Annotated in this window: 25 protein-coding genes and 1 pseudogene; 8 read left to right on the plus strand and 18 right to left on the minus strand. The window is 73.3% G+C overall.

The features are described from left to right. Window positions 1–130: 130 nt before the first annotated feature. Window positions 131–397, minus strand: a complete 267-nt coding sequence (locus ACWDAS_RS25310; RefSeq protein WP_450394987.1) for a hypothetical protein — start codon at window positions 395–397, stop codon at window positions 131–133. Here ACWDAS_RS25310 and ACWDAS_RS25315 point away from each other — a divergent pair. Next, window positions 398–924 (plus strand): annotated as a pseudogene (locus ACWDAS_RS25315) (EamA family transporter); the annotation flags it as partial. On the opposite strand, the gene ACWDAS_RS25320 reads toward ACWDAS_RS25315, so the two are convergent. Continuing rightward, window positions 879–2,330: an NCS2 family permease gene (locus ACWDAS_RS25320; RefSeq protein ID WP_450394989.1), complete on the minus strand. Its 1,452-nt coding sequence runs from the start codon at window positions 2,328–2,330 to the stop codon at window positions 879–881. The pseudogene ACWDAS_RS25315 and the gene ACWDAS_RS25320 sit on opposite strands and share 46 nt — an antisense overlap. 196 nt (window positions 2,331–2,526) lie before the next feature. Here ACWDAS_RS25320 and ACWDAS_RS25325 point away from each other — a divergent pair, with 196 nt between their 5' ends. Next, window positions 2,527–4,350, plus strand: coding sequence for a hypothetical protein (locus ACWDAS_RS25325; RefSeq protein WP_450394990.1), 1,824 nt, complete (start codon window positions 2,527–2,529; stop codon window positions 4,348–4,350). A 75-nt stretch (window positions 4,351–4,425) separates the two neighbouring features. Here the strand turns inward: ACWDAS_RS25325 and ACWDAS_RS25330 are convergent, their stop codons facing one another. After that, window positions 4,426–5,172 (minus strand): SDR family oxidoreductase, encoded by a 747-nt coding sequence (locus ACWDAS_RS25330; protein ID WP_450394993.1) that lies wholly within the window; start codon window positions 5,170–5,172, stop codon window positions 4,426–4,428. A 248-nt stretch (window positions 5,173–5,420) separates the two neighbouring features. Between ACWDAS_RS25330 and ACWDAS_RS25335 the strand changes: the two genes are divergently transcribed. Then, entirely contained in the window at window positions 5,421–6,185 is a 765-nt protein-coding gene (locus ACWDAS_RS25335) for a GntR family transcriptional regulator (protein WP_450394995.1), read from the plus strand. A 41-nt stretch (window positions 6,186–6,226) separates the two neighbouring features. On the opposite strand, the gene ACWDAS_RS25340 is transcribed toward ACWDAS_RS25335, so the two are convergent. Beyond that, on the minus strand, window positions 6,227–7,849 hold the full coding sequence (locus tag ACWDAS_RS25340; RefSeq protein WP_450394997.1) for an alpha/beta hydrolase: 1,623 nt from the start codon (window positions 7,847–7,849) through the stop codon (window positions 6,227–6,229). A 169-nt stretch (window positions 7,850–8,018) separates the two neighbouring features. Further along, window positions 8,019–9,176 (minus strand): ROK family transcriptional regulator, encoded by a 1,158-nt coding sequence (locus tag ACWDAS_RS25345; RefSeq protein WP_450394999.1) that lies wholly within the window; start codon window positions 9,174–9,176, stop codon window positions 8,019–8,021. A gap of 128 nt (window positions 9,177–9,304) precedes the next feature. On the opposite strand from ACWDAS_RS25345, the gene ACWDAS_RS25350 reads away from it, so the two are divergent. Both ACWDAS_RS25350 and ACWDAS_RS25355 read left to right on the plus strand, forming a co-directional pair. Further along, entirely contained in the window at window positions 9,305–9,751 is a 447-nt protein-coding gene (locus ACWDAS_RS25350; RefSeq protein ID WP_450395001.1) for a hypothetical protein, read from the plus strand. Window positions 9,752–9,935: 184 nt separating this feature from the next. Next, complete coding sequence (locus tag ACWDAS_RS25355) at window positions 9,936–11,276, plus strand: glycoside hydrolase domain-containing protein (RefSeq protein WP_450395003.1); 1,341 nt, start codon at window positions 9,936–9,938, stop codon at window positions 11,274–11,276. A 221-nt stretch (window positions 11,277–11,497) separates the two neighbouring features. Here ACWDAS_RS25355 and mug read toward each other — a convergent pair whose 3' ends face one another. From mug to ACWDAS_RS25405, 10 genes are all read right to left on the minus strand, one after another. After that, a complete protein-coding gene (gene mug / locus ACWDAS_RS25360; protein WP_450395071.1) occupies window positions 11,498–12,058 on the minus strand; it encodes a G/U mismatch-specific DNA glycosylase in 561 nt (186 codons plus the stop codon). After that, window positions 12,055–13,488, minus strand: a complete 1,434-nt coding sequence (purB, locus tag ACWDAS_RS25365; protein WP_450395005.1) for an adenylosuccinate lyase — start codon at window positions 13,486–13,488, stop codon at window positions 12,055–12,057. Before purB ends, mug begins: the two co-directional genes overlap by 4 nt. A gap of 251 nt (window positions 13,489–13,739) precedes the next feature. Continuing rightward, window positions 13,740–14,009 carry a hypothetical protein gene (locus ACWDAS_RS25370; RefSeq protein ID WP_450395007.1) on the minus strand — a complete coding sequence of 90 codons (270 nt, stop codon included), beginning with the start codon at window positions 14,007–14,009 and terminating at the stop codon, window positions 13,740–13,742. Window positions 14,010–14,124: 115 nt separating this feature from the next. Then, window positions 14,125–14,895: an SGNH/GDSL hydrolase family protein gene (locus ACWDAS_RS25375; RefSeq protein ID WP_450395010.1), complete on the minus strand. Its 771-nt coding sequence runs from the start codon at window positions 14,893–14,895 to the stop codon at window positions 14,125–14,127. 47 nt (window positions 14,896–14,942) lie between these two features. Beyond that, a complete protein-coding gene (locus ACWDAS_RS25380) occupies window positions 14,943–15,968 on the minus strand; it encodes a hemolysin family protein (RefSeq protein WP_450395012.1) in 1,026 nt (341 codons plus the stop codon). Further along, the gene (locus ACWDAS_RS25385; RefSeq protein WP_450395013.1) at window positions 15,965–17,329 is read right to left on the minus strand and encodes a hemolysin family protein; all 1,365 of its coding nucleotides are present in this window, start codon (window positions 17,327–17,329) and stop codon (window positions 15,965–15,967) included. Before ACWDAS_RS25385 ends, ACWDAS_RS25380 begins: the two co-directional genes overlap by 4 nt. A gap of 187 nt (window positions 17,330–17,516) precedes the next feature. Continuing rightward, window positions 17,517–17,948, minus strand: a complete 432-nt coding sequence (locus ACWDAS_RS25390; protein WP_450395015.1) for a GNAT family N-acetyltransferase — start codon at window positions 17,946–17,948, stop codon at window positions 17,517–17,519. Window positions 17,949–17,952: 4 nt separating this feature from the next. Further along, window positions 17,953–18,894, minus strand: coding sequence for a TIGR03621 family F420-dependent LLM class oxidoreductase (locus ACWDAS_RS25395; RefSeq protein WP_450395018.1), 942 nt, complete (start codon window positions 18,892–18,894; stop codon window positions 17,953–17,955). A 59-nt stretch (window positions 18,895–18,953) separates the two neighbouring features. After that, window positions 18,954–21,521: an ABC transporter permease gene (locus ACWDAS_RS25400; RefSeq protein ID WP_450395021.1), complete on the minus strand. Its 2,568-nt coding sequence runs from the start codon at window positions 21,519–21,521 to the stop codon at window positions 18,954–18,956. Between the two features lie 9 nt (window positions 21,522–21,530). Further along, entirely contained in the window at window positions 21,531–22,316 is a 786-nt protein-coding gene (locus ACWDAS_RS25405) for an ABC transporter ATP-binding protein (protein ID WP_450395024.1), read from the minus strand. 240 nt (window positions 22,317–22,556) lie between these two features. Between ACWDAS_RS25405 and ACWDAS_RS25410 the strand changes: the two genes are divergently transcribed. The 3 genes from ACWDAS_RS25410 (at window position 22,557) to ACWDAS_RS25420 (ending at window position 23,828) form a co-directional block, all read left to right on the plus strand. Next, the gene (locus ACWDAS_RS25410; protein ID WP_450395027.1) at window positions 22,557–23,132 is read left to right on the plus strand and encodes a hypothetical protein; all 576 of its coding nucleotides are present in this window, start codon (window positions 22,557–22,559) and stop codon (window positions 23,130–23,132) included. A gap of 100 nt (window positions 23,133–23,232) precedes the next feature. Further along, entirely contained in the window at window positions 23,233–23,460 is a 228-nt protein-coding gene (locus ACWDAS_RS25415; RefSeq protein WP_450395029.1) for a toxin-antitoxin system HicB family antitoxin, read from the plus strand. Next, entirely contained in the window at window positions 23,457–23,828 is a 372-nt protein-coding gene (locus tag ACWDAS_RS25420; RefSeq protein ID WP_450395032.1) for a fic family toxin-antitoxin system, toxin component, read from the plus strand. Before ACWDAS_RS25415 ends, ACWDAS_RS25420 begins: the two co-directional genes overlap by 4 nt. 81 nt (window positions 23,829–23,909) lie before the next feature. On the opposite strand, the gene ACWDAS_RS25425 is transcribed toward ACWDAS_RS25420, so the two are convergent. Genes ACWDAS_RS25425 through ACWDAS_RS25435 form a run of 3 tightly spaced genes read right to left on the minus strand, consistent with a single transcriptional unit; the run spans window position 23,910 to window position 25,817 of the window. Then, window positions 23,910–24,503: a DUF4865 family protein gene (locus ACWDAS_RS25425; RefSeq protein ID WP_450395035.1), complete on the minus strand. Its 594-nt coding sequence runs from the start codon at window positions 24,501–24,503 to the stop codon at window positions 23,910–23,912. A gap of 31 nt (window positions 24,504–24,534) precedes the next feature. Continuing rightward, window positions 24,535–25,098, minus strand: a complete 564-nt coding sequence (locus ACWDAS_RS25430; RefSeq protein WP_450395036.1) for a TetR/AcrR family transcriptional regulator — start codon at window positions 25,096–25,098, stop codon at window positions 24,535–24,537. Window positions 25,099–25,139: 41 nt separating this feature from the next. Continuing rightward, entirely contained in the window at window positions 25,140–25,817 is a 678-nt protein-coding gene (locus ACWDAS_RS25435; RefSeq protein ID WP_450395038.1) for a class I SAM-dependent methyltransferase, read from the minus strand. Window positions 25,818–25,912: the final 95 nt, after the last annotated feature.

Here is a 25,912-nt window from a genome sequence, read left to right on the forward strand (position 1 = left end):
GGCACGGCGAGCAGGTGGGGGGTGAGGCGCCCATCGACGGACAGGAACGCGCGGAACCATGTGTATCAAGCACCTAGGCCCGGCGATAAGGGGGTATTCCCCGTTCAAACGTGGTGTTGCCGAATTGAGATCAAACGTTCGCGCGCAGCATACGCACACAGGTCTCGACGTCCCCCGCCGGCAGCTGCGCGTAGCCGAGCACCAGCCGCACCCGGCCGTCCTCCTCCCCGCGTCGGCCGTACGAGGACAGCGGCCGCAGCGCCACTCCGGCCCGCGCCGCCCGGGCGAGGAACTCCGGCTCGGGGCCGTGGTGTTCGGGCAGCGCGGCCACGACGTGCAGCCCGGCGGCGATCCACGAGACCTCCGTACCAGGGAAGTGCCGCTCCAGCGCCCGCACCAGCGCGTCCTGCCGGGCCTGCTCGTGGACGGGTCGGCCGCGTTCCGGTCGCCCAGCGGCGGGGAGGCGCCGGCCCTGGGCTGGTAGGCGGCGCCGGTCACCACGGTGATCGGCTTCGTGTGCTGGTACGCGGGCGTCCAGCGGATCGGCGCCGAGCGCGCCACGCTCTTCTCCGGGCTGATCCCGGTCTCCCCGCCCTGACCGCCCCGCTGGTGGGCGTGGGCACGTAGGGCGCGGGACAGCTGGCGGGCAGTCTGCTCGTCGCGACGGGGGTGGCCCTCGGTACGGGCGTGCGCCATGTCACACGGAGGGATGCGCTGACGGCGGGAACTCCGGTCCTGCGCCGACAGTTCGACTGGTACGGGCCGGGCGTGCGGAGCGCCGGCCCGGCCAGCGGCCCCGACCGGGGGCCCCCGTCCCGGTCGGGGTCTTCATCGTGGGGACCGCGAAGGCCGCAGCGGCCTCCGCGGTCCGGCGGCGGCTACTTCACCCCGAGCAGCTGCTCGATCGGGTCGATCGCGAAGTAGACGACGAAGAGCGCCGACACCGTCCACAGCAGCCAGTGCACCTGCCGGGCCTTGCCGAGCACCGCCTTGAGCAGGACGAAGGCGATGAAGCCGGCGCCGATGCCGTTGGTGATCGAGTAGGTGAAGGGCATCACGGCGATCGTCAGGAAGGCGGGGATGGCGATCTCGAAGTCGTCCCAGCCGATGTTCTTGACCTGGGTCATCATCAGGAAGCCGACCGCCACCAGCGCCGGGGCCGCCGCCTGCAGCGGCACGATCGTCAGCAGCGGGGTCAGGAAGAGCGCCACCGCGAACAGACCGCCGGTGACCAGGTTGGCGAAGCCCGTACGGGCCCCCTCGCCGACGCCCGCCGCGGACTCGATGTAGGCGGTGTTGGAGGACGCGGAGGCCGCGCCGCCCGCGACCGCCGCGGCACCGTCGATGAGCAGCACGCGGCCCAGGTTCGGGACGTTGCCCTCCTCGTCCAGCAGCCCCGCCTCTGCGGTGATGCCGACGACCGTGCCCATGGTGTCGAAGAAGTCCGACAGGATCAGGGTGAAGACCAGCAGCACCACCGTGATGAAGCTGACCTCGGCGAAGGCACCGAAGAGGCTGAAGTGCCCGAGCAGCCCGAAGTCCGGTGTCGCGAAGACGTCGTCGGGCACCTTGGGGGTGGTCAGCCCCCAGCTCTTCACGTCCGCGACGGCGTCGACGACGATCGCCAGCACGGTCATGGCGACGATGCTGATCAGGATCGCGCCCTTCACCTTCCGCGCCAGCAGGGCGATCGTCAGCAGCACCCCCAGGCAGAAGACCAGCACCGGCCAGCCGGACAGCGCCCCGCTCCCGCCCAGCTGTACGGGGACCGTGGTGTTCGCGGCGTCCGGGATGCGGCTGACGAAGCCGGCGTCCACGAAGCCGATGAAGGCGATGAACAGGCCGATGCCCACGCTGATCGCCTGCTTCAGCGGCTGCGGTATCGCGTGCATCACGGCCTCGCGGAGCCCGGTGACCACCAGCACGCAGATGACCAGGCCCTCGATGACGATCAGGCCCATCGCGTCGTCCCAGCTCATCATGGGCGCGATCTGGAAGGCCACCACGGCGTTGAGGCCGAGGCCCGCCGCGATGGCCAGCGGCAGATTGCCGCCGACGCCCATGACGATCGTCATGACCGCCGCCACCAGCGCGGTGGCGGTGACCAGTTGACCGGTCGACAGGACGTGGCCGAACTTGTCCTTCGCGCTCCCCAGGATGATCGGGTTGAGCACGAGAATGTATGCCATCGTGAAGAAGGTGGCGAAGCCGCCTCGGACCTCTCGGCCGAAGGTCGACCCGCGCTCCCCGATGCGGAAGTAGCGGTCAAGTGGATTCTTCGGTGCGGGCGGCGGAGAGCCCTTCGCCACGTCGGTGGCCTGAGCGGACATGGTGCTCCTCGGGGGTTCAACAACCGGTCAACCTGGTGGGGGCTGGGGGGATTGTGTACGCCGGAACGCCTTCTCGGGTTTTGAATCTGTTTCCTTGTGTTAACGAATCGGCACCGTTCAGCGGACAGGCCGTTCCAGGACGTCGGTTAGGGTGCCCGAGTCGGTGCAGCAGGAGCAGTCGAGGCGGGGAGCGGTCGTGCACGATCTTTCCGGAGGGCATGACGACGGGGGACGCCTGGAGGCCGAGGGCGAGGTGGCCACCGCGCGCATCGCCCTGGCCGGAGGGGACCTCGCCCACGCCGCCCGGCACCTGGAGGACGCGCTGGCGCGCGACCCGGGGCTGCCGGAGATACACGAGGCGCTGGCCGAGTTCGCCGCGCGTGTCGGGGGCGCCGAGGCGGCGCTGACGTATTTCGCCCCCGATGAGCGGGCGTTCATCGGCACCGTGGCCGCGCGCGGCCACCTCTGCGCGGTCGCGGGCCGCTGGGACGAGGCCGTCGGCCTGCTCGCCCAGTGCGCCGGGCACGAACCGCAGCGGCCCTGGCTGGACGTCGCCTGGCTGCGCCGCCCCGACATCGTGGAGCTGGTCGGCCCGGACACCGTCGCCCACGCGGCCGCACGCGTCGCGCCGCAGCTCCCGGATCCGGTGGACGAGGAGCGGCGCGGCCCGCTGCTGCCGCTGCTCGACCTGGTCCGCGCCACCGCCGCGCGGCACCCCGACCACACGATGCTGCTGTGGTGCGGCTCGACCCTGGCCCGCCGCATGGGCCGCGCGGAGGAAGCCGTGGCCTGGGCGCGGCGCTCGTACGAACTCGAACCGTGCCACCCCGCCGCCGTGATGCTCGGCTACGCGCTGCGCAGCGCCGGCCGCCCCGAGGAGGCGCTGGACGTCTGGCAGCGCGAGATCGCGCGCGACCCCTCCGACCTCGACCTGTACGTCGACGTCGCCGAGCTGCTGCAGAGCCTGGGCCGCCCGGCCGAGGGCGTGGAATGGGCCGAGCGCGCGCTGGCCGCCGACCCCGCCCACCCCAAGGCGGGCCCCGCCGCCCACGCGCTGCGCCATGCCGCCGACCCGGACCTGCGGCACCTCGTCGCCCTTGCCGACCACCTGCGGGCCGAGCCCGGCCACGGCTACGCGGCCGACCTGCTCGCCCGGCTGAGCCAGGGCAGGCCGTGGCTCAACTGGGTACCCGGCGGCAACGAGGCGATCGTCAGCCTGCTCCACCGGGCCCTCCAGCAGTCCGTCCCCGCCGACGCGAAGCTGACGCTCACGGTCTCCGCCCTGGAGCCGCCCAGCGCCCTGCTCGCCCTGCGCACCGCCTTCCCGCACGCCGAGACCGACACCCAGTCCGTGCCGGAGCCGGACCTGCGGATCGCCCCCCGCCCCGTCGAGGTCGCCCTGTGGGCGTACGAGGGCACGAAGGCCCGGCCCGCCGTCCGGCCGCCGTCACCGGAGGCTGCCGAGGCGGTGCGCAGACTGGCGTGGCACGGCTGGCCGCACTTGGTCGCCGCCTACGACGAGGCGGTGGCGCTGTCCGGGCTCGACCCGGACGACCTGCTGGGCGTGCTCGTCCACCCACCGGCCCCGCGCGAGGACGACCTGGGCCGCGCGCTGGCGGCCCAGGCCCCGGACCTGTGGATACGTTCCGTGCAGGTATGGGCGTGCCTGGGCCTGGCGCACCACCGCGCGGACGAGCCCTGGGCGGTCTCGCGGCGCCGCGCGCTCCTGGCCGATGTGCTGAACAACGCCGAGGACTGGGTGTGCGAGGCGGCGGCCCTCGCGATCATCGCCACCGCCTGGACCGACCCCGCCGTACGCAAGGACGCCGCGGAGCTCGTAGGACGCCGCCTGCTGGACGCACTGGAGGCCCGGCAGAGCCGGGTCGTCACCCTGTCCTGGTCGCTGTGCCACCTGGCGCTGGCCACCCCGGAGATGATCCCCCAGGTGACGGCGCTCGCCACGGACGTACTGCGCATGATCGACGCCGAGGACGCCGAGGACGGCGCCGCCGGGGCATGACCGGCGGTAGAGGGCACTGCCGCGCCGGGCGCCATGGGGACGCCCGCCGGGCGGCGCCCCGGGTGACGAGGGCCCCTACAGCCCGCCGGCGACCCGCAGCACCGCGCCCGTCGTGTACGACGCCTCCGGCGACAACAGCCACGCCACCGCGCCGGCGACCTCGTCCGGCTCGCCGGGGCGCCGCATGGGCACACGGTCGGGATTGCGCCAGGGCCGCTCGGGGTCGCCCATGGCCGCGTGGATGTCGGTCACGATCATGCCCGGCTGCACGGAGTTGACGCGCACGCCGTCCGGCGCCAGCTCCTTGGCCAGGCCCACGGTCAGCGCGTCCACCGCCGCCTTGCTGGCCGCATAGTGCACGTACTCCCCGGGGCTGCCGAGCGTCGCGCCGCCGGAGGAGATGTTGACGATCGCGCCGCCCTGCCCGCCGTACCTGGTGGACAGTTCCAGCGCGGCCCGCCGGGCGCACATGATCGCGCCCATCACATTGACGTCGATCACCCGGCGCATGACCTCCACCGGCGTCTCGGTGAAGCGGCCGAGCGGTCCCGTGATGCCCGCGTTGTTGACCAGCCCCGTAATGCCGCCGAGCTGTTCCTTCACGGTGTCGAAGAGGGCGTCCACCTGAGCCGCGTCGCTGGTGTCGACCCGGACCACGACCGAGCGCGCGCCGGCGTCGCGCACCTTGCGGGCGATCTCCTCGGCGGCGTCGGCGTCCTGCTCGTAGCCGATGCCGATGGCGTGCCCCTCGCGGGCCAGCCGCAGCGCGACCGCCGCGCCGATGCCGCGGCCGCCTCCGGTGACCACCGTGACCGGACCCATGCCAGCTCCCTCACTCGAAGTGATCACGCACGCTACCAGGGTGCGAACGGCCCATGACGGGCGGGAACACCTCGTGAACAGCGTGCGTCGGCAGCGGCCGGATCCCGCCGGGCCGGTGAGCATTGGTCTTGACCAAGCCGGAGGGCAGCCTTATCGTCGCCTAGTAGTGCAAGAACCTTTAATAAAGAGCCGTTCGGAAACAAGGCTGAACAAACCCCGGCGGGGTCAGGCCGATTGCGGAGGACAGGGTGGGGACCACGCAGCTCGAGAATGTGCCGGAGCCCAAGTACTGGCACCTCAAGACCGTCCTCATCGACGCCCTCGACTCCGAGTTCGAGGTCGGCGAGATCCTCCCCAACGAGCGTGACCTGGCCGCCCGTTTCGGCGTCGCCCGGGCCACCCTGCGCCAGGCCCTGGAGCAGTTGGAGCTGGAGGGCCGCCTGCAGCGCCGCCGCGGCGTCGGCACCACGGTGGCGCCGCCGCGCGTGGGCGTCTCCGTCGGCCCGTCGAGCGGCAGCTGGCCGGGTGCCGCGGGTGACGCCTGGCGCACCGTGGGCTGCGTCGAGGCCGTCGCGCCCGCCGCCGTCGCCGACGTACTGGGCACGGACACCGACGAGGCGGTGCACACCGTCCGCCGGGTGCGCGCCATGCACGGCCAGTCCGTCGCCACCGAGCTGCTGTACGTGCCCCGCGCCTCGGTCCCCGGTCTCGCCGACGATCTGACCCCGGCCGGCCACGCCCCCGCCGTCCTGCACGAGCTGCACGCCCTCGAACTCGACGGGGACGACCGGGCCGTGGAGCTCGGCTCGGCCCGCGCCGAGGACGCCAAGCAGCTCGACCGGCTGCCCGGCGCGCCCGTTCTGGTCGTCACCACCCGCTACTTCAGCGGCGGCCGGGTCGCGGCCGTCGCCGTCGCCACGTACCGCGCCGACACCTGCCGGCTCACCTTCGGCGACAGCGGCGCCATGGAGATCACCCACCACGGCCAGGAGCGGCACGCCGCCGCGTCGTGACCCCCGGCGTTCGCGCCCGGCCCGTCCGGTGACCCGTCCGGTCAGTAGAAGCGGCCGGCGTTGGCGTCCTCGGCGCCATCGCGGCCGGACGGTTCGGGCAGCGGATGCCCCGAGCAGTGCACGTCCTGGTCGCCGACGGTGCCCGAGACCAGGTAGCGGTCGACGCGCGAGGTGACGCACTCGTTCGAGAAGCTGATCAGGCCGTGCGAGCCGCGGTCCTCCTCGGTGATCAGCCGCGAGCCGGGCAGCCTGCGGTGCAGTTCCACGGCGCCCTCGTACGGGGTCGCCGCGTCGCGCCGCGACTGGACCAGCAGCACCGGCGGCAGTTGCGAGCCCCAGCGCACCCCGACGTCCGCCGGCCGTCCCCCGGTGACCGGCCACGAGGCGCAGGGGAGGTTCAGCCAGGCGTTCGCCCAGGTCTCGAAGGGACGCAGGCGGGCGACCCGTGAGTTGTCGCGGTCCCACACGCCCCAGTCGCGCGGCCACGCCGCGTCCGAGCACTCCACCGCCAGATAGACGGCCTCGCCGTTCTCCTCCTCCTTGGCCGATCCCGGGTCCGGAGCGGCCGCCGCGACGAGCGGTTTGTCGTCGCCGCGCAGATAGCGTGAGAGCTGATGGGCGAAGGGCACCCAGCGCTGGTCGTAGTACGCCGCCTGCACCGCCGCCGCGTGGAGTTCGCCGGGGCCCACCTTTCCGGCCGCCCGCTTGCCGAGCATCCGCATCGCCCGGTCGAAGTTGGCCTGCACCCGGGTGGGGGTCGCACCGAGGCCGTACACCTTGTCGTGCAGGGCCACCCAGTCGCGCCAGTCCGACCAGCGGAGCTCGAAGGCGACGTCCTGTGCGAGGTTGGCGCCGTACCAGATGCCCCGGGGGTCCGGGTTGACCACGCTGTCGACGACCATGCGGCGCACGTGCGAGGGGAAGAGCGTGGCGTACACCGCGCCCAGGTACGTGCCGTAGGAGACGCCGTAGTAGTTGAGCCGCTGCTCGCCCAGGGCGGCCCGGATGACGTCGAGGTCCCGCGCCAGGTCGGCGGTGCGCATGTTCGCCAGGAGCGCGCCGTTGCGCGCCCGGCAGCCCTCGGCCTTGCGCAGGGCCTCCGCCCGTTTGCGGGCCTTCACCGCGCGGGTGGGCAGCCGCGGGTCGGGACCGGGGGCACGCTGGAAGCCCGCCGGGTCCTCGCAGGAGATCGGCGCGGAGTGGCCGACCCCGCGCGGGTCGAAGCCCACCAGGTCGTACGTCCTGGCCGCCGTCGACCAGACCTTGCGGGTGACCGCCCCCACGCCGGGCCGGCCGACCGCCGGGAACCAGAGCCCGGACGACCCCGGCCCGCCCGGATTGAACACCAGGGAGCCCTGCCGGCCCGAGGCGGGCCCGGACGCGCGCAGCCGGCTCACCAGCAGGTCGATCTTCGCGCCGCCCGGGTTCGCGTAGTCCACGGGCACCGTGACCCGGCCGCACTGCACGGGCGCATCGAGCCCGCTGTCCGCCGGGCAGGCCCCGAAGGTGATCCCGGTGCTCTCCGCGCGCTGGGCCGCGAGGGCCGCACCCGCCATCCGCAGCGGCTCGGCGACCACCGGATCCGGGGTGTACGCGGCGGCCGGAGCGATCGACGCGCCGAAAGTCAGCACCACGGACACTGCCAGGACCACTGCTCGCCGCACGCGGGACGCCCTTTCGCCGGCCGCGCCCGCGGCGCGGCACGCATCGCCGATGCGACGGATCGTCGGCTGGTGGGACAAGCCGGCAAAGCAGGCAGGCCGATGAAACGCGGAATTTCCCCCGTATTGCCCTGGTTCGACTTCCGTGGTCCCGCGGTTCCGCAGCCGCGGTTCAGCGCCCGAGCAGTGAGGTGCGGGCCACCGCGAACAACTGCTCCTCGACATGGTCGAGCGCCAGCCGCAGGGCTCCGGTCGCCACCGCCTCGTGCCCCAGTGCGGACAGCGCCACCTCCGGCGGCCGCAGGCAGTATCGCGCCAACTCCGTCCGCAGCGGTTCCAGTACGCCGTCCAGTCCGGCGGCCCAGCCGCCGATCACCACCAGCTCCGGGTCTATCGCCAGCACCAGGGCCGCCACGTCGTGCACCAGCCGCTGCAGGAAGCGGTCGACGGCCTCCCGGGCCTGGACGTCCCCCGACCGGGCGAGCGCGAACACCTCGGCCACCGCGGACTCGTCGAGCGGGTGCAGGGGAGTCCCCGTCGTGGACAGCAGCCGCTCGGGGGTCGCCTCGCGGCCCAGCAGGTGCAGCGCCCCGATCTCGCCCGCCGCCCCGCCGAAGCCCCGGTGGAGCCGGCCGCCGATCAGCGACCCGGCCCCCGGGCTCAGCCCGGCCAGCACGAACACCACGTCGTCCGTACCGACGGCCGCGCCCTGCCAGTGCTCGGCGACCGCGGCGGCGTTCGCGTCGTTCTCGACGAGTACGGGGCAGCGGAACGACCGGCGCAGCCGCTCGCCCAGCGGCAGTCCCGTCCAGCCCGGCAGCGCCGTGCTGAGCCGCACCGCGCCGTCGGTCTCCACGATCCCCGGGCTGCCCACTCCGACAGCCCACAGCGTGCTGCGCGCCACCCCGGCCTTGCGCAGCAGCTCGGCGACCGTGCCGCGGACCCGTTCCAGACGTTCCTCGGCGGGCAGCGAATCGGCGACGTCGTGCGCCAGGGACCCCAGGACGCGTCCGCTGAGGTCCGACAGCAGCGCCCGGATCTGCCGGGCACCGATCTCCACGCCCAGCAGATGCCCCGCCTCCGCGTGGAAGCGGAACCTGCGTGCCGGACGCCCCTGCTTGCGCGCGTCACCGGGCTCCTGTGGCGCCTCCACCACCAGGCCCGACTCCATCAGGCCGTCGATCACGCCCTCGACCGTCGGCCGCGACAGCCCCGTGGTGTGCACCAGCTCGGTGAGGCTCACCGCGGGTTCGCCACGCAGGGCATGCAGCACCACCGCGGAATTGATCCGCCGGAGCAGGGACGGGTCCCCGCCGGTGAGCCGCCCCAACGTATGTCCTCCCAGCTTGTGCGCGTGTTGGCCGGATCGTACCCGTCCCGGCGGCCCGCGGCGAGTGCCACCGGCCAGTGGTTACTGACTCGAAGTCAAGTGTCAGAGCCGGGGGGTTTACTTGCCCCATGGACCTGCCCGGCCACGTGGCCGCCGTCGACGCGCTCCGCACCCGCCCGTTCCCGGCGCGGCGCGAGCGTTCCGGCGCGGTCGAGAGCGGCCCCGGCTTCCACGTCGCCGACCTGCGGATCAGCGAGGACTTCTGGGACGCGGACGGGGACGCGGAGCGCAGACGGCGGGCCGAGGAGGACATGGAGGCCGAGTGCCAGGCCCTCGTCGAGCTCCTCTCGTCGCGCTGGGGCGAGCCCGAGACGGTCGACCTCGGCGTCCACCTCGAACGCTCCTTCAACGGGGATCCGGTGCCGCCTCCGCTGGACGTCCTGTGCGGCTATGCCGCCGAGGTGTGGGCCTGGCGCGTCGACGACCGCTGGATAGGGGTGTGCGTCGGTCAGTGGGACCCGGAGCTGCCCCTCCAGCTCGTCGCCGCGGTCGGCGACGCGGCGCTCGTGCCGTAGAAGGCCCCGTAAGGGAGCCTTGTCACGCTTCTCGACGCGGCTGCCGCGCGCTACTACCCTTCGTCCGGAACAGCCTGATGTGTCATCAAGCGCGACGACACCCGCCAGGGGGGCCCGGCACACGGCGCGGACGGCTGGAACAGCCACACCGGCGCCACGGCGCCGAGCCGTACAGGGGGCCGTCATGCCGTACCCGCACCCTCGCCGTAACCTGAGGCGATTTCTCGCCGCGGCCTCGGCGTGCGTTCTGGGCGGCGCCACCGCCCTCGGCCTCGCCCCGGCGGCCCTCGCCGAACCGGCCACCCCGGCCGGCTACCCCGCGGGGGCGAGCGCCACCCGCTACTCGGGGCTCGCCTTCGACGCCTGCACCGCACCGCCGCTCACCACGATCCAGGCATGGAACGCGTCCCCCTACCGTGCGCTCGGCGTCTACATATCGGGTGTCAACCGCACCTGCGCGCAACCGCAGCTCACGTCCTCCTGGGTCACCTCCGTGGCGCAGCTCAAGTGGCGCCTGCTGCCGGTACACAAGGGCCTGCAGCCGCCCTGCGGCGCCCGGCCCACCGACGCAAAGATCAGCACCACCCCGGCGACCGCGCGGAGCCAGGGCACGGCTGCCGCAGGTGAGGCGATCGCCGCGGCCAAGGCCCTCGGCATGCAGCCCGGCAGCGCCTTCTACAACGACATCGAGAACTACACGCAGACCGACACCGCCTGCCGCACCGCAGTCCTCACCTACCTCTCCGCCTGGACCAAGGAACTGCACCGGCTGGGCTATGTCTCCGGCGTCTACATGAACCTCAACCTCGGCGCCAAGCAGCTCTCGGACGTCTACACCTCGACCTCGTACGCCCGCCCCGACGCCCTGTGGATCGCCCGCTACGACGGGGCCGACACGCTGAAGGGCTGGACCGGCATCGCCGACGCCAAGTGGGCGGTCCACCAGCGCGCGAAGCAGTACCTCGGCGGCCACGACGAGACCTACGGCGGCGTCACCGTCAACATCGACAACGACCGGCTCGACGCGCCCGTCGCCACCGTCGCCCTCACCTACACGGTGACCAGCTCCACCGCGCTGAAGGCGCGCAGCGGCCCCTCGACGACCTATCCCGTCGTCAGCACCCATGCGCCCGGCTCCGCCCTGCGCGTCGTGTGCCAGGCCCCGGGCCTCAAGGTGGGCACCACCTCCGTGTGGGACAAGCTCACCGACGGCACATACGTCAGCGACCACTACGTCAGCACCCCGTCGGCCACCGGCTACAGCGCCCCCTTGCCGCGCTGCGCGCTCCCGTACCAGGTCACCGCGGCGGGCGGCCTCGCCGAACGCAGTGGGCCCGGCACCTCCTACGCCGTGAAGGGCACGTCGCCGGACGGCGCCCTAGCGTGGGTCGTCTGTCAGAGGTCCGGTTCCACGGTGGGCGCGACCAAGATCTGGAACCGCCTGGACAACGGCCGCTACGTCTCCGACCACTACGTGGCCACGCCGAGCAACACGACCTACAGCAAGCCGATTCCACGCTGCTAGGCGGTCGGAGCGCCGCGCGGCGGCCGGGCGAGAACTCGTGCGGCGTACAGGTTTCTCAAGCTTCCCCATTCGGTCACCGACGCGTCCCGCAGGATAGGCGAGTCCGACGAAGGGCTGGTTCCTGTGACGTCGTCGGTGCACGCGTCGTCGCCGCTGTGCCGGACGCCGCGTTCGGCGAGCCGCCGCCGGGCGTCCTCCACGGCTCGATCGTTCATGGGCCCTCAGTTCTCCGCCGCGTCGCGGAGGCGGCCGAACTCCTCCGTCATCGCCTGGGTCGACCAACCCGCGTTCAGGCCGCTGGGGTTGGGCAGGGCCCAGACGCGGGTGCGGCCTATCGTGCGCTCCTGGGGGCCGATCTTCGCACGGGGCTCGCCGAAGGCGACGCGGTACGCCGTGACGCCGACGACCGCGAGCCAGCACGGCTCGTGCCGCCGAACCGTCGCCGTCAGCAGCTCTCCGCCCTGGAGCAGCTCGTCGCGGGTCAGCTCGTCGGCGCGAGCGGTGGCACGGGCGACGACGTTGGTGATGCCGAGCCCGTACGTCAGGAGCTCGGCCTGTTCCGCCGGGTCGAGCCGGCGCGGGGTGAAGCCGGAGGCGTGCAGCACGGGCCAGAAGCGGTTGCCGGGGCGGGCGAAGTGGTGGCCGGTGGCCGCCGACATCAGCCCGGGGTTGATGCCGCAGAACAGCACCCGCAGGCCGCCGGCGATCACGTCGGGGATGACGCGTTCGCGGGCGGCCTCCAGCTCGGCCGGGGTGGGGCGGGAACGCCGGGGCGTGGTCAGAGGATGGCCCCGGGGGCGTAGGCGGCCGCCTGCGGGTAGCGCTCTGCGACCGCGCCCACGCGCCGGACGACCTCCGCGACCTGTCCGGCGGCCGCGCCGGTGAAGGAGAGGCGGTCGGCCATGAGGGCGTCGAGCCGGGCGCGGTCGAGCGGGATGCGCTCGTCCTCGGCGAGCCGGTCGAGCAGCTCGTTGCGCTCGGCGCCCTTCTCGCGCATGGCGAGCGCGGAGGCGACGGCGTGCTCCTTGATGACCTCGTGCGCCAGCTCGCGGCCGACGCCGGCCCGGACCGCGCCCATGAGCACCTTGGTGGTGGCGAGGAACGGCAGGTAGCGGTCGAGCTCACGGGCGATGACGGCCGGGAAGGCGCCGAACTCGTCGAGCACCGTCAGGAAGGTCTCCAGCAGGCCGTCGAAGGCGAAGAACGCGTCCGGCAGGGCGACCCGCCGCACCACGGAGCAGGAGACGTCGCCCTCGTTCCACTGGTCGCCCGCCAGCTCGCCGACCATCGAGGCGTAGCCGCGCAGGATGACCGCGAGGCCGTTGACGCGCTCGCAGGAGCGGGTGTTCATCTTGTGCGGCATGGCGGAGGAGCCGACCTGTCCGGGCTTGAAGCCCTCGGTGACCAGCTCGTGCCCGGCCATCAGCCGGATCGTCTTGGCCAGCGACGAGGGCGCGGCGGCCAGCTGCACCAGCGCGGTGACGGCGTCGTAGTCGAGCGAGCGCGGGTAGACCTGGCCGACGGAGGTGAAGACCTCGGAGAAGCCGAGGTGTGCGGCGATCCGGCGCTCCAGCTCGGCGAGCTTGTCCACGTCGCCGCCGAGCAGGTCGAGCATGTCCTGCGCGGTGCCGACCGGGCCCTTGATGCCGCGCAGCGGGTAGCGGCCGAGCAGGTCCTCGACGCGGGCGAAGGCGACGAGCAGCTCGTCGGCCGTCGTCGCGAAGCGCTTGCCCAGAGTGGTGGTCTGGGCGGCGACGTTGTGCGAGCGGCCGGCCATGACCAGCTCGGCGTACTCGGCGGCGAGCTTGCCGAGCCGGGACAGGACGGCGACGGTGCGGTCGCGCACGTGCTCCAGGGAGAGCCTGATCTGCAGCTGCTCGACGTTCTCGGTGAGGTCGCGCGAGGTCATGCCCTTGTGGACGTGCTCGTGGCCGGCGAGGGCGTTGAACTCCTCGATGCGCGCCTTGACGTCGTGCCGGGTGACCTTCTCCCGCTCGGCGATCGACGCGAGGTCGACCTGCTCCAGCACCCGCTCGTAGTCCGCGAGGGCCGCGTCCGGCACCTCGATCCCCAGGTCCTTCTGGGCCCGCAGGACGGCGAGCCACAGGCGGCGCTCCAGCACCACCTTCTGCTCGGGGGACCACAGGGTGGCGAGCTCCGCGGAGGCGTAGCGGCCGGCCAGGACGTTGGGGATGCGGGGCTTGGAAGTCACGTAGCGAGATTCTACTGCGCGTCGGCGCAGGTCAGCGCCCCGGACCGGTCTATGCGCGTAGCGTCGGGGGGTGCCCGGCACCCGCGAGCGGGGACGTCGGGATGCGCCGCGTGGCCGGGACGCCGGGGGGCCCCACGACGGGGGCCCCGCTCACAGTTCGTACGGGAGCAGCTCGGCGCGCTTGGGCGGGAGGCCGTCGGCGGCAGGCACCGATGGCCCGGTTACCTGCTGACCGCAAGTACCGCGGCCGTCTACTCGTCGCTCCCGCTCTCCGGCAGCTCGATCCAGGTCATGGGCCGGCCGGGCTCCGGCATGACGATGTGGAGACTGCCCCGCCAGTCCGCGGGCAGCTCCTCGAGGCGGACGGCGAGCTCGTCGACCTGCCGCCGGTAGTCCAGGGTGATGCCGCGCTCTTCGCAGTGCCGGTCCCACACGGCGCAGGTAACCCAGTGCCTGGCCGGCTGCTCCCGATTGGCGAGGTCGCAGGTGCACGGCGCGGTCGGATCGGGCTCACCCGTCATTCGCCACCACCTCGCGCAGCGTTCCGCAGCGCCTGCCGGAAGTCGTGGCTGTCCTCACCGGGCTCCTCGATGGCTGTCTGCAGCTCGGCGGCCGTGTCCCGAAGGCGGGCCCCGCTCACAGTTCGTACGGGAGCAGCTCGGCGCGCTTGGGCGGGAGGCCGTCACCGGAGGAGCGGCCGGTGAGCCGGCGGCCGATCCACGGGACGAGGTGCTGCCGCGTGAAGCGCAGGTCTGCGGCCCGGCGTGCGGGCCACGACAGCGGCACGGAGTCGGGCAGCACCTCGGTCCAGTCGAACTGGGCGGTGTGTCCGAGGGTCTGCCAGACCGCCTCGGCGACCCGGCGGTGGCCCTCGGTGTCCAGGTGCAGCCGGTCGTCCGCCCACAGCCGCGGGTCGCCGAGCGCGTGCGCGCCGTACAGGTCCACCACGAGTGCGCCGTGCCGGGCGGCCAGGTCGTCGATGAAGCCGAACAGCTCCTCCATGCGCGGCAGGAAGCGCGTCGCCACCGGGCCCCGGCGGGCGGGGCTGCGCATCAGCACCAGCTGCCGGCAGCTCGGGGCGAGCCGCTCCACGGCCTCCTCCAGCAGCGCGCACACCTTCGCGACGTCGCACTTGGGCCGCAGCACGTCGTTGAGCCCGCCGACGAGGGTCACCAGGTCGGCGTCCATCGAGACGGCGGTCTCCACCTGCTCGTCGACGATCTGCTGGATGAGCTTGCCGCGCACCGCCAGGTTGGCGTAGCGGAAGTCGGGCGCGTGGGCGGCCAGCCGGCCGGCGAGGAGGTCGGCCCAGCCGCGGTAGGAGCCGTCCGGGAGCGCGTCCGACATGCCTTCGGTGAAGGAGTCGCCGAGCGCGACGAAGCTGGTGTGGGTGGCGTTCATCTGCATGGCCCGCGTGATCCTACCGGCCCGGCGGGCCGCCGCCTCAGGCGGTCTCAGGCGGCCGGTGCGTGCCCCACGAGCTCCTTGAGGACGTCCTCCATGGTGACCAGGCCGATGCCGCGGCCCTGGTCGTCGACGACCGCCGCCAGGTGCGCGCCGCTGGCCCGCATCGCCGCCAGCACGTCGTCCAGCGGGGTCGCCGCCGCCACCCGGGTGATGCGGCGCAGGGAGCCGCGCGGGAACAGCTGGTCGTGGCGGCTGGGGCCGAGCGCCAGGGCGTCCTTCACGTGCAGGTAGCCGAGGATGCGCGCGGCCTCGTCGGTCACGGGGAAGCGCGAGAAGCCGGACTGCGCGGCGAGGCGTTCCAGCGCCGCCGGGGTGACCCCGATGCACGCCGAGACCACCCGCTCCCACGGGACGACGACCTCGCGGACCGGGCGGCGGCCCAGCTCCAGGGCGTCCTGGAGACGGATCGCGGCACGCTCGTCCAGCAGCCCGGCCTGTCCCGCGTCGGTCACCATCCGGGCCAGCTCGTCGTCCGAGAACACGGCCGCGACCTCGTCCTTCGGCTCCACCCGCAACAGCTTGAGCAGCCCGTTCGCGAAGGCGTTGATCGCGAAGATCACCGGGCGCAGCGCCCGCGCCAGGGTCACCAGCGGCGGTCCGAGGGCCAGCGCGGTCCGCTCCGGGGCGGCGAGCGCGATGTTCTTGGGGACCATCTCGCCGAGCAGCATGTGCGCGTAGGTGGCCAGGGTCAGCGCGATGGCGAACGACAGCGCGTGGGTCGCGCCCTCGGGGACGTGCAGCGCGTGGAACAGCGGCGCCAGCAGGTGCTCGATCGCCGGTTCCGCCACGATGCCGAGTACCAGGGTGCACAGCGTGATGCCCAGCTGGGCGGCGGCCATCAGCGGCGACAGGTGCTGCAGTCCCCACAGGACGCTGCGGGCACCGCGCTCGCCGGCCTCGGCGCGGGGCTCGATCTGGCTGCGCCGGACCGAGATCATCGCGAACTCGGCGCCGACGAAGAAGGCGTTGACCACCAGCGTCAGCGCGCCGATGAACAGCTGCAGGAAGGTCATCGCGCACCCGCCGTCCCGTTCTCCGCGCCCTGCGACGCGAGGCCGTCGTGCGCGTGCGGCGCCGGGGAGATCAGCCGTACGTGCGCCGCGCGGTGGTGGGAGTCGTCGGTGACCTCCAGCAGCCAGCCGTCCGCCTCGACGGTGTCCCCGGTGGCGGGTATCCGCCCCAGCCGGTGGGCGACCAGGCCGGCCAGCGTCTCGTAGGGCCCGTCCTCGACGCGAAGGCCGATCTGCGCGAGCTGGTCGGTGCGCGTCGCGCCGTCCGCGTCGTAGACGCGGCGGCCGGTGCGGTCCTGGTGGATGAAGGCCAGGTCGGGGGTCTCCTGCGGGTCGTGCTCGTCACGCACCTCGCCGACCACCTCCTCGACGATGTCCTCCAGTGTGACCACGCCGGCGGTGCCGCCGTACTCGTCGATGACGACGGCCATGCTCATGGAGCCGGACAGCCGGTCCAGCAGCCGGTCCACGGTGAGCGTCTCGGGGACCGGCACGGGCTCCCGCAGCAGCGGGGTGATCGGGTGGCCGTGCCGCCGTTCGTAGGGCACGGCCAGGACGTCCTTGATGTGGACGATGCCGATCACGTTGTCCAGCCCGCCCCGGTGGACGGGGAAGCGGGACAGCCCCGTGGCGCGGGTGGCGTCTGCGACGTCCTGGCAGTGGGCGCTCTCCTCCAGGGCCACGACCTGGACGCGCGGCGTCATCACGTTCTCGGCCGTCAGCCCGGCCAGGCTCAGCGTCCGTACGAACAGCTCGGCGGTGTCGGCCTCCAGCGCGCCCGCCCTGGCGGAGTGCCGGGCGAGGGCGACCAGCTCCTCCGGGCTGCGGGCCGAGGCGAGCTCCTCCGCGGGTTCCAGGCCCATGCGGCGCAGCACGCGGTTGGCGGTGTTGTTCAGATGGCGGATCAGCGGCCCGAAGGCGGTGGTGAAGGCGGTCTGCGGCGGCGCGACGGCCTTGGCGACCGGCAGCGGGCGGGAGATCGCCCAGTTCTTGGGGACCAGCTCGCCCACCACCATGAGCACCACCGTCGAGACGCCCGTGCCCAGCACCAGCGCGAGCGACGAGGCCGCGGAGGCCCCCATCCCCAGCGCGCGCAGCGGCCCCGCCAGCAGCTCGGCGATGGAGGCCTGCGCGAGCATGCCGATCACCAGACCGGTGACGGTGATGCCGAGCTGGGCGCCGGACAGCTGGACCGTCAGGGTGCGTACGGCCCGCAGGGCCGCGGCGGCACCGCGCTCGCCGGCCCGTTCCGCGCGTTCGAGGTCGGTGCGCTCGACCGTGGTCAGGGAGAACTCCGCGGCGACGAAGACGGCGCAGGTCAGGGTCAGCAGCAGGGCGACGGCCAGGAGGAGCACTTCGGTCATCGGGACACCTCGGTCCCATGATCGGTCACCGCCGGGTGGATCGCGCGCTGTGGGCGACGCGGACGGTGCCGGTGACGTGGGTGACTCGGAGGGTCGGCCATGCGCCAATCGTAAAGGATTGGCAAAGCAATCGGGTGTCCGGAGGGCCTGCCCGGCACAACCCGGGGCCTCCGGGGTCCAAGGGGGTCTACGGCGTCCGTTCGAACGGCTTGGTCCAGCGACGCCAGTGGTGTTCCGGGGCGTACCCCGCCGCACTCCAGGCGTGGTGGGCGCGTTCGTTGCGCTCCAGCACCATCGCGTCGCCGCGCCGGCCGCCCAGCGCCGTGAAACGCTCCTCGGCCGCCCGCAGCAGGGCGCGGGCGATCCCCTGGCGGCGGCGGTCGGGGTCAACGGCGAGCCGGTACAGATGGCAGCGCCAGCCGTCGAAGCCCGCGATGACCGTGCCGACCAGCACGCCGTCGCGCTCGGCGAGGAGCAGGGCCTGCGGGTCGCGGTCGATCAGCCGCGCCACGCCCTCGACGTCGTCGCTGATGCTGGTGCCCTCGGCGGCCACCTTCCAGAAGTCCAGCACCCGCTCGGCGTCGGCCCGTACGGCGCTGCGTATCCCGAGATCGTCCATGGGGTCAGCCAAGCAGTCCCCGGCCCCGAGCGGCGAGCGAATTAACCCTCCCCGAACCCCTCCCCGGCTCCTCGCGGCGCAGCTCCTCGATCACCGGGGCGAAGGCCTCCATGGCGGGCTCCAGGACCGTGACGTAGCTGAAGCCGAAGCGCTCCCGGCCCCGCCGCAACTGCTCCGCGATCTCCGCGACCGTGCCGACGAGCAGCGTCGGCAGGTCGAGCAGTTCCTCGGCCTTCAGGTGGGGCGCGTGCGGGGCGAACCCCGAGGCCGCCGCCTCGCGGTCCCCGGTGATCACGACCCGCTGGACGAGGATGTTGAACTCCGGGTCGGTGCCGTACGCGGCGGCGAAGCCGCGCGCGGCCGCGACCCGCTCCCGCACCGTCCCGGCGGACAGCAGCCGCAGTGATCCGTCGTCCTTGGCCGGGTCGGCCTCCGCGCCGGTGAAGGCGACGACGGCCGCGTGCCGTGCCGCCAGCCGCAGCACGCGCGGGCCGTTCCCGCCCAGGAGCAGCGGGGGCCGGGCCCCGTCCGCCCCGTCCGGGCCGGGGAGCAGCCGGGTCAGCACGTCGACGGTCCGTTCCAGATGGTCGACCCGGTCGCGGGCGGTGCCGTACGCCAGCCCCGCGCGCTCGAACTCCTCGCGTACGTAGCCCGCCCCGAGCCCCAGCTCCAGACGGCCGCCGGTGAGCCGGGCGGTCGTGGCGACCTCGCGGGCCAGCACGACCGGGTTCCAGAACGCGGCGTTGAGCACGAAAGTGCCCAGCCGGGGCCGCTCGGTGACGTGCGCCGCCGCGACCAGCGAGGGGAAGGGCGCCGGCCAGTCCAGGTGGTCCGGCACCTGCAGGACGTCGTACCCGAGTGCCTCCACCCGGCGGCACTTGCGCGCCCACGCGGCGCCCTGCGCGGGCTCGAGCAGATTCACACCGAACCGGAACCGTCGCACCATGAGCGTCCCCTCGTCTCAACTCGCCGGCGGACAGACGACCTTACCCGCCCCGTGCCGGCTCACTCGTGGGCGATGGCGGCCAGGACGTTCATCCGCGACGCGCGCAGCGCGGGCAGCAGCGCCGCGACCAGGCCGACCACCACCGAGCCCGCCATGACGGCGCCGACCGTCGTCCACGGGATGGTGAACGCCCGCATGCCCTCCAGCGCGAGCACCTCGTGCGTCACCAGCCCCCACACCAGTCCCAGGGCGAGACCCAGCACGGCGCCGAAGACCGCGATCACCACGGACTCCAGCCGGATCATGCGGCGCAACTGCAGCCGCGACAGGCCGATCGCCCGGAGCAGCCCGATCTCCCGGGTGCGTTCGATCACCGACAGGGCGAGGGTGTTGACGACGCCCAGGACGGCGATGACGATCGCCAGCCCCAGCAGCGCGTACACCAGGTTCAGCAGCACCGAGATCTGCGTCCGCACCAGCTTCTTGTAGTCGGCCTGGTCGCGGACCTCGACCTGCGGATAGGCCTTGAGGGACTTCTCCAGATTCGCCCGGAGCGTGGGTTTGTCCGTGCCGGGCGCGGTGTTCACGTAGAGGGCGGCGTCCTGGCCCTGCGGGAGGAAGCGCTCGGCGGTGGCCAGGCCCATGGTGAGGGTCGCGTCGTCCCCCAGCAGGGTGCTCTGGCTGGTGGTCAGGGCGCGCAGGGTGAAGGTCGCGGCGTGGCCGTCGACGAAGCGCACGGGGACCTCGCTGCCGACGCGTAGGCCGTGGTGGGCGGCGTAGGCAGCGGAGAGCGAGATGCTGTCGCGGGCCAGGGCGCGCGCCGTGTCGCCCTGGGCGTAGTCCAGGTTCAGCGCCCGGTCCGCCCCGGGGCCGATCGCCGTGCCCGTGAGCTTGGTCTCCCGGTGGTCCGGCAGGGTCATCAGGACGGACACGTAGCGCACCCGTACGACCTCTCCCACGCCGGGCACCTTCTGCACCCGGCGGGTGATCTCCGGCGAGAACGGCGCGAACTGGTCGCCCTGCACGACGTAGTCCGCGCCCAGGGCCCGGTCGATCTCGTGATCGAAGGAGGCGGCCATCGACGTCCCCGCGATGGACATGCCCGTGACCAGGGCCAGCCCGATCATCAGGGCGCAGGCCGTCGCGCCCGTGCGGCGCGGATTGCGCAGCGCGTTGCGCTGGCTCATCCGCCCCACGGGCCCGAAGACGCGGGGGAACGCCCCGCCCAGTACCCGGATCACCGGGCGCACCAGCAGCGGCCCGACGACCACCGCCGCGATCAGCGAGAGCCCGATGCCGATCCCCAGGAAGGAGGCGGCGTCACCGGTGCTCCCGGCAACCGCCGCCCCGGTCAGCGCACCCGCCGCCGGCGGCGTGACGATCGCGCCGCCCACCACTCGCGTCCGCAGGCTCTTCGCGCCGCCCGCGACCTCGGCGTCGGACAGCGCCGCCATGGGGGAGACCCGGGCGGCCCGGCGCGCCGGCAGGTAGGCGGCGACCAGGGTCACCAGCAGGCCGACGGCGTACGCCGCCACCGGGACGCGCCAGCGGATGACCATCTCGGCGGCGTTGACGTTCATCCCGAACACCCCGAGCAGCCGGATCAGCCCCGCCGCCATGCCGACCCCGCAGACCAGGCCCGCGGTGGAGCCGGCCAGCCCGAGCAGCAGCGCCTCGACCAGCACCGACCGCCGCACCTGTCTGCGGTCGGCGCCGAGCGCCCGCAGCAGCCCGAGCTCCCGGGTGCGCTGGGCGATCAGCATGGAGAAGGTGTTGACGATCAGGAAGACCCCGACCAGGACCGCGACCCCGGCGAAGCCCAGCATCACGTACTTGATCACGTCCAGGAAGGTGGCCAGGCTCTCCACCGCCGACTTCGCCTGCTCGGCCTGGGTCGTGTACGTGTAGCGCGGGCCGAGTGCCGCGGCGATCCGCTTCTTGAGCGTGTCGTCGGAGACCCCGGGGGCGGCGTCGACCTGCACCGACGTCGCGACGCCCGTACGGCCCAGCAGGCGTGACTGCGAGGTGGGCGTGTCCACGAAGAGCAGGGCCGCGCCCGGATTGGTCGTGGTGAAGGTGGCGATGCCGACGAGCCGTACGGGGAAGGCGCCGGGCTGCGCCAGCACCCGCAGCCGGTCGCCGAGCTTCAGATGGCGCTTCTCCGCCGTGTCGGCGTCGATCAGCGCCTCGTCGGCGCCGTGCGGTACGTGACCGCTGGTGAGCCGGACGGGACTGCGCGGATTGCCCGACCAGTTGGTGGCCAGGGTGGGGGCGCCGGTGGTCGGGCCGACCGGCCGGTTCCTCGCGTCGACGACGGTGGTGTTGCGGACGGTGACGTCGATCCGCGCGTCCGCGACGCCGCGTACCGCCCTGACCCGGTCCAGCAGGGCCGCCGGCACCGTGCGGACCTGCCCGGACGCGAACTGCTGGTCCTCGCTGAAGGCCTCGGGGGGACCCACCGTCACATCGGCGGACGTGGAGGCGAACAACCGGTCGAAGGTGCGGTTGACGGTGTCGGAGAAGATCATGCTGCCGGTCACGAACGCCACCGACAGCAGGACGGCGAGCGCGCTGAGCAGCAACCGGCCCTTGTGGGCCAGGAAGCTGCGCAGCGTCGCCCGGAGCATCGCCGGGTCCTAGCCCTGCTTCCGCAGCGCGTCGAACCGCTTGAGCCGTTCCAGGACGCCGTCGGCGGTGGGCTCGTGCATCTCGTCGACGATCCGGCCGTCGCCCAGGAAGAGCACCAGGTCCGAGTAGGCCGCCGCGCCGGGGTCGTGGGTCACCATCACCACGGTCTGGCCCAGCCGGTCCACGGCCTCGCGCAGGAAACCCAGTACCTCGGCGCCCGCCTGCGAGTCGAGGTTGCCGGTCGGCTCGTCCGCGAAGATCAGCTGCGGCCTGGACGCGAGGGCGCGGGCGCAGGCCACACGCTGCTGCTGGCCGCCGGAGAGCTGCGCGGGGCGGTGCCCCAGCCGGTCGCGCAGGCCCAGGGTGTCGATCACCCGGTCCACCCACTCCTGGTCGGGCTTGCGGCCCGCGATGTCCATCGGGAGCGTGATGTTCTCGGCGGCCGTCAGCGTCGGCAGCAGGTTGAACGCCTGGAAGACGAAGCCGACGTGGTCACGGCGGAGCCGCGTCAGCTCGCGTTCCGCCAGACGGGTGATCTCGGTCTCGCCGATCCACACCTGCCCGGACGTGACCGAGTCCAGCCCCGCGAGGCAGTGCATCAGGGTGGACTTGCCGGAGCCGGACGGGCCCATGACCGCCGTGAACCGCCCGCGGGCGATCTCCACGTCCACCGCGTCCAGCGCGACCACGCGGGTCTCGCCCGTCCCGTATGCCTTCGTCAGCGCCGTGGCGCGCGCCGCGGGTTCCGCGCCCGCCTCGATGCCCTCTGTGTCCGCTGCCGTCCATGTCGACACGCTTGCCCCCCATCGTGAGGAAGTGCGCACTCGTCCGTATGCGACCCGAGCGTAGGTCGTCGGGTGCGGTGCCGCATCGTTCGGGAGGGGGAGCGCGGGGGCGCGCGGGGATCGCCGGGCGCCCGCGAGCTCGTCCGGCCGAAACCGACTGGCCGCCCCGGTCCGTCTGTAGGTGCACCTGTGCCGGGCAGGGTGTGGCCGGGGCGGGGCGAGAACCGGGTACCGAGGGGGACCGAATCGATGGTGCACACACATACCCGGACCGGGTCCGGCGGCCGCGGGCGGATGCGGGTCTGGGCGGGGGTGCCCCTGGCCGCGCTGCTGGGCCTGGCGCTCCAGGGGTGCCAGGACCCGGCGGCGGACTCCGGCGACAAGCCGTCCGCGACGGCTCCGAGCCCGTCCGTGCCGTCCGCCACGGCCCCGCAGTCGCAGTCCCCGTCGCCGGGCGGGGGAACGGGCGATCCGTGTGCCCTGGTGACCCGGGAGGAGGCCGAGCGGCTCGCCGGAGTGCCGCTGAAGGCAGGTGAGGACCTGGAGGGCACCTGCGCCTACGCCGCGCCGGAGACCGGGCCGACGGCCCAGGTCGAGGTCTTCGCGGGGGAGGCGGGGAAGAACTACTACGACGCCGAGCGCGGTCTCGGCCACGAGCTGAAACCGCTCGACGGCATCGGCGACGAGGCCTATCTGGAGGACGGGTCGGTCTTCCTGCGCGTGGACGAGGCGTGGGTCTCGATCCGGCTCGTACGCAACGAGGAGCCCTCGCGGTTCGACAAGCCGCTCGAGGGCCTGGCGCGCACGGTGGCGACCCGCCTCTGAAGCGGGAGCCGCGCCTGCTCGGAGCCCGGTCCGCCGGGCTCCGAGCCGACCGGGAGGCGGCCACTTGTCATTGCTAGTGGATCGGCGCTAGCTTGACGGTATGGCCAAGACCCAGTTGAACGTGCGGGTGGACGAGGCCACCGCCGCGACCGCCCGTGAGCGGGCCGCGCAGCGGGGTGTCAGCGTCAACCGGTACATAGAGGAACTCGTCCAGAAGGACGCGGGGGAGCGGGGCCGCAGCTTCGTCGAGGCCGCCGCCGACTTCATGCAGCGGTACGAGTCCGTCTTCGCCGAGGAGTTCGGCTCCGAGCGCGAAGGCCGTCGTTGACTCTGCAGATCGATCTCGCCTGGCTGCTCATGGTCGCCGAGCACAACACCCCCGGTGATCCGCAAGTGACCGACTGGGGCGCTCTCGTCGCCGCGGTCGGCCGCCATCAGGCGGAGATATTCGGCATGCCCGTGTACGCCGACCCCCATGAGCGGGCCGCGAGCCTGCTGCAGCTGCTGGTCCACGTGCCGGCCCTGGAGCGGTCCAACGCGCTGTTCGCCTCGGCCGTCGGCTACGCGTACCTGGTGGCCAGCGGTCTGAAGGTCGCCACGTCCCCCGAACAGGTGCGCGACCTGGCCCGCCTGGTGAAGGGCGGCACCGCCGACGTCCACGAGATCGCGGACGAGCTGCGCGCCTGGTGCGTCTGACGCGCCGGTGAACGGGACCGGCCTCCTTGGCCGCCTCGCTCGTTGTGCCCCGCCCCGCCGTTCCGGGCGCGTCACGTCCGGTCAGGACCACTGCCTGCCCACCGGCACCTCGTCCAGGTGCGGGGCCGACAGGTGCAGCAGCTCGTAGCGGTCCGGGTCGGGGGTGCCCGGGGGCGTTCGGTCCCAGAGCGTGAAGTGGACGGTCTCCCAGTGGCGCGGGTCGACGGCCAGTACGGTCGCGTGGACCCCGGCGGTGTCCGCGCGCTCCTCCCAGGACTCCAGCGCCCTCGCCACCGGCTCGCGCGGGTCGGCCCCGGCGGGGATCCGCTGCCGGAGTCGGCTCGCGGCGCGGGGCGGGACGCCGAAGGCCGGGCCCGGGCGGTACGCGACGCCCGTCCAGTGGCTCACGTCCGGGCGGCCGAAGTCGTCGACGATGCCGCCGAAACCGCCGCCGCCCCACAGAAAGCGGTTCATGCCGCCGGTGTCGTCCCAGAGGTAGAAGGGCGCGTACTCGTTGACCGGGGAGCCCTCCGTGCCGCGCTCGCGGATCAGGTAGGCCTTGAATCCGAGTCCCTCGTACGCGTCCGTGAGCCGGCCCCGCGTCGCGACCCGGTCTCGGATGATCTTCATGTCGTAGTCGGCGGGCAGCGTGATCCCGTACTGCATCGCGTACATGTGTCCCCCTGGGTGTTGTGCCGGGCGCCGGTCAGGCGTGCTGCGCCAGCAGTGCCAGCGCTCCGCTCACGGCCTGGTCGAAGGGTGCGGCCGTGCCCGCCGCGCGGGCGAGCACGTAGCCGCCCTGGAGCACGGCCACGAGGGTGGCCGCGATGTCACCGGTGTCGAGGCCGGGCGCGATCTCGCCCCGCGCCTGGCCTTCGGCGAGCACGTCCGCCAGCCGCCCGCGCAGCCACTCGAAGGTCTCGTCGAGCGGCGCCCGAAGCTGGGGGCTCGCGACGACCTCCGGGTCGTGGGTGAGCCGCCCGATCGGGCAGCCCCGCAGCACGTCCCGCTCCCGCCGCAGATAGCGGGAGATCCGTTCGACCGCCGTGCCGGGCCGGGCGAGTTCGCGCTCGGCGGTCTCCCGCTTCTGCTCGGCGGTGCGGCGCACGGCGGCGAGCGCGAGCTCCGGCTTGCCGGAGAAGTGGTGGTACATGCTGCCCTGGCCGACGCCCGAGCGCTGCTGGATGGCCTTCGGGCTGGTGCCGACGTAGCCCCGCTCCCAGAGCAGTTCGCGGGTGCTCTCGATCAGGCGCTCAGGCGTCGTCTCCATGCGAGCAGTGTACATACCAGTAGGTACAGAACCCGCGGAGCTCAGGCGGGGCGGCGCGCGGTGGCCAGGATGTGCGACGCGCTCGGTACGGGCAGGGTCAGGCCCTTGCTCCGCTCCGGGACGTGGAAGCGGCGCAGTTCGAGCAGTTCGAAGCCGGCCGCCTCGACCGCGGCGAGCGTGTCCCGCCCGGTCCGGCAGCCGCCGAACAGCAGCGGCCACAGGGTGTGGTCCGCCGCCCATTGCAGGGCCAGGCCCGTCCGGCTCTCGGCCCGGCAGTGCTCCAGCAGGCGCAGTTCCCCTCCCGGTCGCAGCACCCGGTGCAGTTCGGCGAGGGCGCGCTTCTGGTCGCGTACGGAGCACAGTACGAGGGAGCTGACCGCGGCGTCGAAGGCCTCGCTCTTGACCGGCAGCGCCTCCGCCACCCCCGGCACGACGTCCACGGGCACGTCGGCGCGCTGTGCGGCGTCGGCGGCCAGTCGGCGCAGATGCCGCTCCGGCTCGATGGCCACGACCTCGGAGACGGCCCGCGGATAGTGACGGAAGTTCAGTCCCGATCCCGCGCCGATCTCGATGACCCGGCCGGTGAGCCCCGCCAGCACGTCCTCCCGGTGCGCGCTGAAGCCGGCGCGGGCGTCCAGCGCAGGGCCGCAGCGGGCGTAGAAGCGGGCGAACAGCGGGTGATGGACGGGCTCGCGCGCCACACTGGTGCGGCTCCTCATGGCCGGACCCCCTTCGTCTCGGCACCCCTTCCTCCGATTCTGCCGCCCCGGAGCCCGTCCCAAGCCTCCCCGTTCGCGCGCATATCGGTGTGTCG

The organism is Streptomyces sp. NPDC001070 (assembly GCF_053598835.1).